Raw genomic sequence first — 13208 nt, 5'->3', positions numbered from 1 at the left:
CTAAAAAGAGTTAATTTTAATTATTTATTAAATTTTAACATAAAATCATGCCTCTAGGCTCATAAAACGGCATAAATAAAAAAAGGCAAAAACGGTATTCGCGTTTTTGCCTTTTTTAGCAGGTCAGAATTATTTCCTTATCCTTCCTTTGGTTTATAGTGGAATTTCCCTTTTTCTATTGAATCTTGTTTATCTGAATCGCATATTGCAAATGTAAAACCATCTTGAAGTGCATAAGATCCATATTCTCCATTTTTATTCAGGGCTAAAAATCCAACCTGAATATCTTTAGCAATTTCAGGTTTCTTTTTCACGATTCGCATAACAGCTTCCTTACAGGCTTCCTCAGGCGAATACCCTTGTCGCATCAATTCAACTACTAAGAAACTTCCTACATTTCGAATGACCTCTTCTCCAACTCCTGTGGATGTCGCGCCACCAACTTCATTGTCTACATACAGTCCAGCTCCGATTATAGGGCTATCTCCTACACGGCCATGCATTTTAAAAGCCATTCCACTGGTTGTACAGGCGCCTGACAAGTTTCCATCAGCATCCAGCGCCAACATACCGATAGTATCATGGTTATATTTATTGCCTGGAAGTTTCTCTGTGGCAAAAGATTTGTTCTCAATATTCATCACTGGCTTATATTTCTTTTCTTTAAGCCATTCCTTCCATGCTTCTTCAGATTCTGCTGTCAAAAGCTTTTCGGCAGTAAATCCATTTTCCAAGGCAAACTGACGTGCTCCATCACCCACCAACATCACGTGAGGGGTCTTTTCCATAACCAGTCGGGCAACAGAAATTGGATGTGCAATATCCTCCATGGCAGCTACAGAACCACAATTTCCCAACTCATCCATGATACATGCGTCCAAGGTCACATGTCCATCCCGGTCGGGATATCCACCTTTACCAACTGTCGTGTTCTTCAGGTCAGCTTCCGGAACTTTAACACCTTGCTCAACAGCATCGAGCGCACGGCCATTATTTTTTAATATTTCCCAAGCCGCTAGGTTGGCGGCAACACCAAAATCCCATGTCGATATAACAATCGGTTTACGGACAGCCTTCGAAGGTTTCTCCTCACCTTGACACGAGAGAGCGCTTGCTACAGTTCCAATACTGGCAGCACCTAGTATACCTTGTTTTATAAATTTTCTTCTTGAATGCATAGTAATTACAATATTAGGAATTGCATTTACAAAGAACAAGCTTTAAACAATTGTAAATTATGCGTTATTAACAGTTAATTATTTGGAAAAAACGTATTAATATGCTTCATTACATCCAAATTTTCGCATATTTATGCGGTTTTACCATATATTACAATTATTAAAGACTAGAATAATGATACGTATAGCTTCTCTATTCTGCACATTTCTCTGTTTAGGTAATATTTCCAACGCACAAACAGACTCTACGATCTATAAAAAAGTTGATCAAATCGTTCAAGATGCCAAACAGCAATTCGCTCCTGATAAACGAACAAAAATAGTAGCCCTTGTTTCGGCTAATCCGACAAACAACACTTACACGGTTGAATCGACGATTCCTGAAGCAAGTTCTTTTATAAAAACAAAGACTGCAAATCTTCCAGCAACTATCAAAATTAATGCACTCCCAGACTCATCAGTTGGCGAGAAAATACATGGAGTAGTCAATCTATCTGTTGCAAACTTTAGGACTAAACCAGGAAATGCTTCTGAAATGGCTACACAAGCATTATTAGGCACTGAAATAGATCTCCTTCAAAAGGTAGATGGCGAATTCAGAGCCAGAACTCCCGAAGGTTATATTTCTTATGTCCCGGCTTCTTCAGTTGCCGCAATGGACAAAAATAGCCTCGAAAAGTGGAGAAAAATGCCGAAAATCATCTATACTGCAGAATTCGGAAAATCACTATCCCAAGCCGACCCAAAAAGCTTGCGCGTTTCTGATTTGGTTTATGGTGATATTTTAGGTTTGGTTTCCGAAGAAGGAAATTATTATAAAGTATCATACCCAGACAATCGTATTGCATTCATCCCAAAAGAGGAAGCTTTAACCTTTGAAAACTGGATAAAATCTAGGGAACTTACTCCTGAAAATGTTATTAACAGTGCAAAGACCATGATGGGACTTCCCTATCTATGGGGCGGTACTTCAGTCAAAGGTGTTGATTGTAGTGGTTTTACTAAAACCGCTTACTACATGAATGGATACATTATTCCTCGGGATGCCTCACAACAAGTACTAGCAGGTCAAGCAATTGATATCTTAGATAAAGAAGGTCATTTCGATCCAAACAAAGCTTTAAAGAACCTAAAACCCGCAGATTTGTTGTTTTTTGCTTCTGGCAAGAATAGCAACCCAAATGCACGGGTTACACATGTAGCCTTATATATTGGAAATGGAGAATTTATCCATTCAGCTGGAACTGTTCGCATCAATTCGATGTTAAAGAATGCCAACAATTATGATGACTTTCAAACTAGAACCGTTGTAGCTGCCAAGAGATACATCGGAATTCAAGACCAACAGGTTCAAAAAATCCAAGAAAACCCTTATTACAAACAATAATAATGATGAACAGCAACGAATGGCACAGCAAAAAAATGGGAAAATTTACCCTACGCTATAAGCCATATACTTTAGAATTACGTCATGTATTTACCGTAGCATCTTTCAGTAGATCTACAACACCTGTTGTTCTGACAGAATTGGAATACGATGGGGTCATTGGATATGGTGAAGCAAGCATGCCACCCTACCTTGGAGAATCTCAAGAATCTGTAATCAATTTCTTGAATAAAATAGACCTTTCAGGATTTGATTCACCTTTTCAGACTGATGAGATCCTGCAATACATCGATCAAGTAGACAGTAAAAACACCGCAGCAAAGGCTTCTGTAGACATCGCCTTGCATGATGTTCTTGGAAAATTGATGGGACAGCCTTTCTATAAAATATGGGGGCTAAATCCTGACCTGATTCCACCGACATCATACACCATCGGAATTGACACCGAGGAGATGATTCGAAAAAAAGTCGCTGAAGCAGGACAATTCAAGATCTTGAAAGTGAAACTAGGTTTGGATACCGACAAAATGATTATTGATACCATCCGTTCTGTTACTGATGTACCGCTTTGTGCAGATGTAAACCAAGGATGGAAAAACAAAGAAGAAGCCTTAGAAATGTCGCATTGGTTAAAGGAAAAGAATGTTGTTTTTCTTGAACAACCGATGCCAAAAGAAATGATAGACGAAAATGCTTGGTTGACTGAACATTCTCCAATTCCTACAATTGCCGATGAAGGTTGCCAACGTTTAGTTGATGTCCCTGGTCTGAAAGGGGTATATACCGGGATAAACATCAAATTAATGAAATGTACAGGCATGCGGGAAGCCAAAAAAATGGCAGAACTAGCCAAAGCGTTGGACATGAAGGTAATGTTGGGCTGTATGACAGAAACATCTTGCGCAATCAGTGCTGCAGCACAATTGGCACCATTGGTTGATTGGGCAGACTTAGATGGAGCATTATTGATTGGAAACGACATCTACGACGGAATGCAAGTAATAGAAGGAAAGTGTATACTTCCAGAGAGACCTGGTATCGGGATCCTCAAAAAATAAATAGTAAAAGATTACCTAGAAAAACAATAACCATAATTATGAAACATCATCTACTCACAACCTTGTGCGTGATGGCCTGTACGTCTATGCAGGTCGTTAATGCACAACAAATCGCTGTAGCTGGAAAAGTTTCTGGGCCAGACGGAGCTCCAATCGCCGGAGTAACCGTATCGGTTAAAGGAACATCAATCAGCACGAGCACAAACGAAAATGGTTTGTTCACCATCAATGCAGACCACAACGCAACCTTAGTGATATCCTATATCGGATATAACAAACAAGAAGTCCCATTAAATGGAAGAAAGACCTTAAACATCAGCCTACAACAAGATGACCAAGCTATCGACGAGGTAATGGTCGTAGCTTATGGAACGGCCAAAAAAAGCTCATTTACAGGTTCTGCTTCTGCGGTAAATTATGACAAGGATTTAAAGGATATCCCAAACACTTCCTTTGAAAATGCACTATCAGGAAGGATGCCTGGAGTTCAAATCACATCGACTTCCGGTCAAGCAGGCGCAACCTCATCCATCAGTGTCAGAGGTATTGGATCAATGAATGCATCTAATGAACCACTCTATGTAGTTGATGGTGTTCCCGTTTCATCTGGAAACACAGGCCAAATGACCGGTATATTGTCAGGTACAACCAACAACATTATGTCAACTATTAACCCTAGTGACATCGAGTCTGTATCTGTTCTAAAAGATGCTGCAGCAGCTTCCCTTTATGGATCAAGGGCTGCAAATGGTGTAGTTATCATCACTACTAAATCCGGTAAAAGTGGAAAACCAAAAATTGACTTTAGGACATCTCTTGGAATCACCCCAACCTGGGCAACAGATAATTACAAACCAGGGAATGTTCAGGAACAAATCCAATATTTCTATCAGATTTTCCACGACTACAGAACCTCAAATGGATACACCGAAGAGGAGGCAAATACCTATGCTTTGAACAGGATGAATACCAGATTTGGTATTCATGGCTATGAATTCTCAAGCGAGGGAATCGGTTTGTATGATAAAATCATCATCAAAGGTAAAACGGATGGTGTAGAAAATCGTGACGGTAAGTATTTCGACTGGAATGATGCCCTTTTCAGAACCGGACAATATCAAACTAATGACCTCTCTGCAAGTGGAGCTACGGATAAAACAAAATACTATTCTTCCTTATCATACACCACGGACAAAGGCCGTGCATATACCAATGAATTCGAAAGAATCGGTGGAAGACTAAATTTTTCTCATCAATTGACAGATAAGGTAGAATTTGCCACAAATTTCAATTTGAGCCACAACAATAAAGAAGGTTATAATGATACCCGTAATACAGGTACCAATTATATGTACTTGGCAAACAATCTTTTGTTTCCATTCTATTGGCCAACAGACTATAAGACTGGTGAAGAATATAAGTTGCGCTATAGCTCCTTAGGTTACAACCCTCTATTCTATGATAAACAATGGGAAAATAATTCAAAAACCTTGAGAATTGTTGCTGCACCTTCATTAACTGTTAAGTTTTTGCCTGGATTAACAGGTAAAACCATTTTCTCTTATGATAACGCAGTGGTAAAAGATCATTTATATTATAGCCCACTTCATTACCATACGACATATGGAGCAACGGCCAATGGAACTGTATTTGAATACGACACCAATATCAAAAAGATCATCTCTTCGACAACATTAAATTATAACAAGACCTTTGCTGACGACCATAATCTTGATTTACTCGTAGGTTTTGAGGCTGAAAAAAATGAAACCAACTACCAATATGCAAGCGGTTCCAACCTGCCTTCTAGTTCGTTACATACTGTAGCAACAGCAGGTATCAAGGATGCTAGTGCATTTTTGTGGGGAAACAATATGATGTCCGTTTTCTCTAGAGCAGAGTATAACTTTAAAAACACATATTTCTTATCTGGATCTTTAAGAAGGGATGGTAACTCGAGATTTGGACCAGACACACGCTGGGGCAACTTTTGGTCACTATCTGCTGCATGGAACCTAATGAACGAAGGTTTTATTTCTGATATTGAGGAAATAAACCTGTTGAAAATTAAAGCATCTTATGGTACAAATGGTACTTTGCCCATTAATGACTATGGCTGGAGATCACTTGCTACCTATGGATTCAATTACATGGATCAACCAGGTGGTAATTTAACTACCATTGCCGATCAAAACCTAAAATGGGAGAAAAACTATTCCTTCAATGCAGGAGTAGAATTTGGATTGTTCAACAATAGATTATTCGGTTCCGTTGAATATTTCAACAGAGATTCCAGAGACCTATTACAAGATGTAAACATCTCATTGGTTACTGGTTTCAATTCAACATTGATGAACGTAGGTGAAATCAATAACAAAGGCTTGGAGGTTTCATTGGGTGGAGACATTATCAGAAAGGATAATTTCAGATGGTCTGCCAATGTAAATGCATCTTTCCAAAAGTCTAAGGTTACAAAATTATATGGAGGTAAAGATTTGACATGGTGGGATCCAACTGGTGGAGATAGCCGTGTTCAGTTTATTTACAAAGAAGGTGAAGACGTATTTTCATATTATTTGGCAGAATGGGCTGGTGTTGATCCAAGTAATGGTAAGCCTATTTGGTATACAAATGATGGAACTGAAGGTGAATTTTTACACAATGGCCGTGGCGCAACGAACAAAGTAGCTGATGCAAAACAAATCATTGCAGGGTCTCCAATCCCTAAAGCTTATGGTGGTATTAATACCGATTTTGAATACAAAGGAATATCAGTAGGATTCAATTTCACTTACAAATTAGGCGGTAAAATATTCGATTCCGGTTCTAGAGATGTGGCTGAAGACGGTTACTATTGGGAAAGAATACGCTCCTACTATGCCATTCAAAATGTATGGACACCTGACAATCCAAACTCATTATATCCTTTCGTAAGTGGTAATGACCCTGAAGATGGTATCACACGTTCAACCCGTCATCTATATGATGCCTCTTACATTCGCTTGAAAAATGTAAATGTTTCATACAGATTGCCAGCTACGGTTAGCAATAAAATAGGATTGAGCAACGCAAGAATATTCTTTAATGGTACTAATTTATTAACAGCTTCTAAATTCAAATGGGCAGATCCCGAGGTTAACCAATATGGAACTCGTGGGTGGGAAAACCCATTCGGCAAAACTTATACGTTCGGTTTAGAAGTTAGTTTATAACCTATCAATTAATGTCATTATGAAAAAGAAATCACTTTATATAATAGCTTTAGCCAGTTTAACAATGTTCTCATGCAAGGACTTCTTAGACGTAAAGCCAACGAATTCAACAGACTCAAGTGTGACCATCCAAACTTTAGCCGATGCTAAGGTTATGATCAATGGTTTGACAAGGAAAGTCGCGCAATCAAGCCTATATGGCAGAAACATGTTACTTTATGGAGACACTAAAGGTGGTGATCTAACCATCGTATCGCAAGGACGTGGATTAGACGCACTTTATGTATTCAACCATTCTGTAAACAACAATAATTATGCAGACTTCTGGACAGATGGATACAACGCTATCATGCAAGCGAATAACATCATAAAAAGTATTGATGGATTGCAAGCTGCTGGAACTGAACTAGACTTCAATAATTATGAAGGTCAAGCATTGACATTCCGTGCCTTGCTACATTTTGACTTGGTCAAGCTATATGGAAAAACATATACAGAAGATCCAAATGCACATGGCGTACCTGTTGTTACAGAACTTTTGGAAACCTCTGCCCTGCCATTAAGAAGCAAAGTTTCTGATGTTTACACACAAATCATTGCTGACTTAGAAGCTGCAGCACCATTGCTTTCAAAAACAAAATCAAATGGATATATCAATTATTACCTTAATAGAGCCATTCTTTCAAGGGTTTATATGACTATGGGTAATTATGATAAAGCATTGGCAATGGCTGAAGAAATCATAGATTCTAAGGTTTACTCCCTTTATTCAAATTCAGAATGGGTATCCTCTTGGGCAAATCAATTTGGAAAAGAATCAATTTTTGAAATAACAATTGCCAAAGATCAGGGAGATTTGGGGTCATCTTCTTTAGGTTTCTATTACCTAAAAAACAAAGTCAATAATGCTTTGGGTAATTTTACAGCATCAGATTACTTCCTAGAAAGATTAGGACAAGATGAAACCGATGTTCGCTGGGGCATTTTCACAGATGATGAATTGGAAAGACAGGCATCATGTTACAAATATGTTGGTTCCGTAGAGATGGACGGTGATGGTAAGGATACTTATACCGCTGTAAACATTAAAGTTGCGCGCTTATCTGAAATTTACTTGAATGCTGCTGAATCAGCTTTAAAGAAATCTTCTCCAGACAAAACGAAAGCTGCAACTTATCTTAATGAAATCCGTAAAAGATCTCCAAAATTACCTTTGGCAACTGCTGCTACTGTTACAGAACAAATGATTTTGGACGAAAAAAGTAAAGAGCTATATGGCGAAGGATTCCGTTATTGGGACATGATCAGAACGAACAAAACGATCACGTTTAATGATGAACATGTTGGTGTATCGATGACGCACCGCGAAAAATCCATCAACAGAACATTCTATAAAACTATATTGCCAATCCCAAGATTAGAACTTGATGCCAATCCAGGCTTAGAAGAACAACAAAACCCAGGATATTAATAAGTTTAAACACATAAAAAACGGGAAAGACTAAATCTTTCCCGTTTTTTTTAGCAAGAAATTTAAAATTTTTGGAACCGTTTCCAAAACGCTCAAAAAACCGCAAAGAAATTAAGAAAATAACCACCATTTCTCCTCTTAACTAAAAGAACTCTATAATTTCCTGCATTATTTTGCAAATAATTCATTGTTTTTAACATGAATCCGTTATATTCGTTTATCTAAATAACCAATAACGCTAAAGATGAAACTACCAACTTGCTTATCAATTGCGGTTGCATCGTTATGCTCCATACAGATGCTCTCCGCGCAACAATTGTCCATAGCTGGAAAGGTTACAAACGCAAATGGTGAACCCATAGCTGGGGCTTCCATTTTTGTAAAAGGTACGCAAACAGGTACCGCCAGCAATGAGAACGGATTGTTCAACCTAAATGCCCCTAGCGATGGAACCTTGCAAATCAGGGCCGTAGGTTACGCCCCATTGGAAGTACCGATCGCCGGCAAAACAAATTTCAATGTCCAATTACAACAAGTCGATGATGCTATTGACGAAGTCGTAGTAACCGCGCTGGGAATCGAAAGGAATCCAAAATCCCTAGGTTATGGTGCACAAGGAGTAAATAGTGCAACCCTAAACGCCAACAAACAATCCAACTTAGTGAATGCCCTCCAAGGTAAAATTGCTGGTGCAAACATTAGTTCCACTGGAGGTGCCCCAGGACAAGGTGCTAATATCCAAATCCGCGGTATTAACTCCATCGATCCTACTCGTCCTAGCCAACCTCTATTTGTAATTGATGGTATCCTGATGGATAACTCAACATCAACACAAGGCGGTACTGCTGAAGTTCGAGGAATGAGTAACAGGGCCGTCGATATCAACCCCGACGACATTGAAACCATCAATATCCTTAAAGGAGGTGCCGCAACAGCATTGTACGGTTTGCGGGGCGCAAATGGTGTAGTTGTTATAACCACTAAGAGTGGAAAAGCTGGAACGATAAAAATAGATTATCAGGGAACAGTAGGATTTGAAAATGTCAATAAATTCCCTAAAATGCAGGATACGTATTCACAAGGATGGCAAGGGGTCTATAACAAAGACGATTTCTGGCCAGCATTTGGACCAACAGTTGAAGAGGCTATTAAATTAGACCCAACTCACCCTGCTCAATTATATAAACCTTTTGAAGAAGCTTTCGATACTGGTAACCAATTCAGAAACTCGTTGAGCTTTTCTGGAGGTTCCGAAAAATTCACATTCTTAACATCGATTTCCCAACTGAAACATAATGGTGTTTTACCTGCTACAGATTTTAAAAATCTGCAAGCCAGATTAAATACAAATTTTACTATCAATGAAAAACTGAAAGGTACTTCTTCGATATCCGTAAATAATTCTGGTGGTTATCGTGGAAATGCCAATAGATACGCTGAACAATTGATTTATTGGTCACCAAGACATAATATCAGAGATTATGTTCTTGAAAATGGAACCATGAATTCTTATGGTGAAACGGACAACCCCATTTACATCGCTCACACAAACAGATTCAAAGATGATGTCCTGCGTGTAATCGGAGGATTTGATCTAACTTATTCACCTGCCAAATGGGTAGACTTAATGTATCGCATTGGGGTAGACACCTACCGAGATGACAGAGAAGCTACTGCAATTGGTTACCAGGGACTGACTGACGAACGTATCGTATATGATAATGGTGTCGAAGGAGCTGATGGTAGAGGTTTCTATAATGTCTACAACAACAATTATAGAGCATTGAACAGTACATTCATTGCAACCTTTAAGCATCAATTCAACGAAGATTTCGGAGGTAAAGTCAGGGTAGGACAAGATATTTACGATCAAGTAACCAAGAGAAACGCGACTGAAGGAGGCGATTTGACTGTGTATGATTGGTTTGATCTTGGCAATGCAAATATTCTAAAGTCATCATCTTACAATGAAAAATATAGACTGATGGGCTTTTTTGGAGAGCTGGAAATGACTTACAAGGATTATTTGTTTTTGACCTTAACCAGCAGAACAGATATAACTTCAACCCTAAATCCTAAAAATAGAGCCTTTACTTATAATTCTGCATCCTTGAGTTATGTTTTTTCAGACCATATAAAATTGCCTGAAGTGATTAATTTCTCAAAACTAAGACTTTCGTATGCTGGAATTGGTAAAGATGCAGCTCCATACTCTACGAGTAAAGGATTTGGACCATATACGTCCTTACCAACGGGATATATTGGATTCACAAGACCTGCACTTTTGGGTGATGAAAATTTAAAACCTGAATTTACAAATACTATTGAAGCTGGTTTGGAAATGAAATTCTATAACAGCAGATTAGGCTTTGACCTGAATTTCTATAATTCGGTAAGTAAAGACCAAATTATTAAAGTTCCAGTAACATCAACAACAGGGTATGTTACTGCCGCAATTAATGCCGGAAGTATTAGAAACCGAGGTCTAGAAATAACACTGAATACAGTACCTGTTAAAAAGGAAAATTTTACATGGAACTCGGATATTAACTTCTCTTTCAACAGAAACAAAGTATTGGAAATTCGTGAGGACCTAGACGATGAAATTGTGGTATCTTCAGAATTCGGATATCTTAGTTCTACAGTTTCGATGCGTATTAAACCTGGAGAATCTTATGGTACTTTGTATGGAAGAACCTACAAACGTTATTATACGCCAGAAGAAATCGAACAGGGCTTGGATAAAACCAGAGAGTACGATGATAGCCGTCCGCTTTTAATTGGTGCAAATGGATTCCCGGTATTGGAGTCTACCTCAGTTCCAAAAAAACTCGGAAATGTTCAACCTAGTTGGATTGGAGGATGGAATAACACCTTCAACTACAAGAGCCTTTCTTTGAATGTTTTGTTTGATGCTCGTGTAGGACAATACCGTTATAACCAATTAGGAAACTTTATGGCAGCATTCGGAGAAGCAGATTATACCGAAAACCGCAATGACTATACTGTTTTCGATGGTGTAACAGCTGACGGAAATAAAAACACCAAAGAAGTTTGGTTAGGTCAAGGTAAAGATCCTAAAAATGGTGTAAACTATGGCAATGGATACTATAGAGACTATTATCGCGGGAACTCACAATTCTTCGTTGAAGATGCCTCTTGGTTGAGACTGAGATCCGTTTCGATTGGTTATGGGCTTCCTCAACAATGGTTAGAAAACAAGTTTATTAAGAATGCTAGAATTTCAGTTACAGGTAACAACCTATTGCTATGGACTAAATATTCAGGTTATGACCCTGAAAACTCAACCACTGCAAGCGGATCCAATATCGAAGGTTTCGCAGGGATGACCTATCCTGCTGTTCGGAGTTTCTTATTCAGCTTAAATGTTGGCTTTTAATTCTTAAGATCATGAAAAAAATCATCAAAATAGGAAAGATATCCATTTTAGCATTAGGGCTGTTATCATTCAATAGCTGTAAGGACTACTTTGATCTGACTGAAAACCCTAATTTGGTTCAAAACCCTCCTTTAAATGCGCTGTTGACAACGGCAACACACAAAGCTGCATTCAACAATTATAGAATTGCAACTTTTAATAATCACTATGCTCAATATTTTGCCAGTCCTTCAGCAGGATCTGACACCGATACCTATCAAATAACCAATAACTCTACCACATGGAATAACTTATTCTATGCCTTGGCCGATTTATATGACTATATGGTAAAATCTGAAGAGGCTGCAGCCTATCACCATCTCGGGGTTGCACAGGCTCTTACAGCGTATCAATTAGCATTGGTATCTGATACTTGGGGATCGGTACCATACAGCAAAGCTTTTGGAAAGGAACCCATCTTAACCGTTCCTTATGATAGTGAAGAAGATCTATATAAAGAACAAATCGCTTTGTTAAACAAAGCTTTGGAAAACTTTAAGAAAACTGATGGTTCCCAAACATTGACAGAAAAAGACGATTTGTTGAATGGTGGAGATGTCGATAAATGGATCCGTTTTACAAATGGACTGAAAGCAAGAGCGCTCAACAAAGTGAGCAAAAAATCAACATACAATGCAAAAGAAGTGATCGCCGCGGCTCAAGCATCCTTAGAATCTAATGCCGAAGATGTTGGTATGGCCACATTTGACGGGGTGAATCCTTGGGCATCCATTTCGAGAAGTAACCTTCAAAATGTTTTGGATGGCTGGTTGTCCAGTAACTTTATTGATCAATTAAATGGAACGACCTACGGCATAGAAGATCCTAGGGTATCTAAGATCACCGAGAAAACCGTTCATGGTGTTTATAAAGGAACCCGAAATGGCGAAGGTAACACCGGTGCTGCAAACACAGTCCGTGATGAGTGCTATATCAGCTATAATTCTCCATTGTCAAATGATGCAGCTCCTTTAACGATCTTGACCTATGCTGAAGTAAAATTCATCGAGGCAGAAGCAGCATTCAGAGACAATAACAAGGCTTTGGCATATACTGCGTACCAAGCCGGAATAAAAGCCAGTATGGATAAATTAGGAGTGCCTGCAGCAGACGCTACCAAATATATCACGGCCGTTTCAAAAGGACAAGCAAACCTTACTCTTTTGGATATATTCCGCGAAAAATATGTTGTTACTTATCTCAACTCCGAAGCATGGAACGATGTCCGCAGATTTGACTATAAATACAAAGACTTCAAACTGCCAGTCGGAGCTGTACTCGGCGATAAATTTATCCGCCGCGTAGCATACCCAGCAGAAGAAATCACAGAAAACGGATCCAATGTACCAGCTGAAGTGCCATTAAGCACAGAATTATGGTGGGATAAGCCGTGACAAGACAGTAGGCAAAAGACATTAGACATTAGACACTAGACATTAGACACTCGAATGTATACATTAGAC

7 protein-coding genes are annotated in these 13208 nt (G+C 38.7%); 6 read left to right on the top strand and 1 reads right to left on the bottom strand.

The window, feature by feature from the left end:
- Positions 1–137: 137 nt before the first annotated feature.
- Complete coding sequence (locus CRT24_RS17565) at positions 138–1178, bottom strand: N(4)-(beta-N-acetylglucosaminyl)-L-asparaginase (RefSeq protein ID WP_099372407.1); 1041 nt, start codon at positions 1176–1178, stop codon at positions 138–140.
- Positions 1179–1353: 175 nt separating this feature from the next.
- On the opposite strand from CRT24_RS17565, the gene CRT24_RS17560 reads away from it, so the two are divergent.
- From CRT24_RS17560 to CRT24_RS17535, 6 genes are all read left to right on the top strand, one after another.
- On the top strand, positions 1354–2565 hold the full coding sequence (locus CRT24_RS17560) for a C40 family peptidase (protein WP_099372406.1): 1212 nt from the start codon (positions 1354–1356) through the stop codon (positions 2563–2565).
- Positions 2566–2567: 2 nt separating this feature from the next.
- Positions 2568–3623 (top strand): dipeptide epimerase, encoded by a 1056-nt coding sequence (locus CRT24_RS17555; protein ID WP_099372405.1) that lies wholly within the window; start codon positions 2568–2570, stop codon positions 3621–3623.
- 38 nt (positions 3624–3661) lie between these two features.
- Positions 3662–6835, top strand: coding sequence for a TonB-dependent receptor (locus CRT24_RS17550; protein WP_099372404.1), 3174 nt, complete (start codon positions 3662–3664; stop codon positions 6833–6835).
- Positions 6836–6854: 19 nt separating this feature from the next.
- Positions 6855–8306: a RagB/SusD family nutrient uptake outer membrane protein gene (locus CRT24_RS17545; protein WP_099372403.1), complete on the top strand. Its 1452-nt coding sequence runs from the start codon at positions 6855–6857 to the stop codon at positions 8304–8306.
- A 244-nt stretch (positions 8307–8550) separates the two neighbouring features.
- The gene (locus tag CRT24_RS17540) at positions 8551–11706 is read left to right on the top strand and encodes a SusC/RagA family TonB-linked outer membrane protein (protein ID WP_099372402.1); all 3156 of its coding nucleotides are present in this window, start codon (positions 8551–8553) and stop codon (positions 11704–11706) included.
- A gap of 11 nt (positions 11707–11717) precedes the next feature.
- Positions 11718–13139, top strand: coding sequence for a SusD/RagB family nutrient-binding outer membrane lipoprotein (locus tag CRT24_RS17535; RefSeq protein ID WP_099372401.1), 1422 nt, complete (start codon positions 11718–11720; stop codon positions 13137–13139).
- Positions 13140–13208: the final 69 nt, after the last annotated feature.

The sequence above is a fragment of the Sphingobacterium sp. 1.A.5 genome (assembly GCF_002734235.1).
Lineage (GTDB): Bacteria > Bacteroidota > Bacteroidia > Sphingobacteriales > Sphingobacteriaceae > Sphingobacterium > Sphingobacterium daejeonense.
Note: the sequence above shows the minus strand (reverse complement) of the source record. Positions and strands in the feature narration are given on the sequence as shown.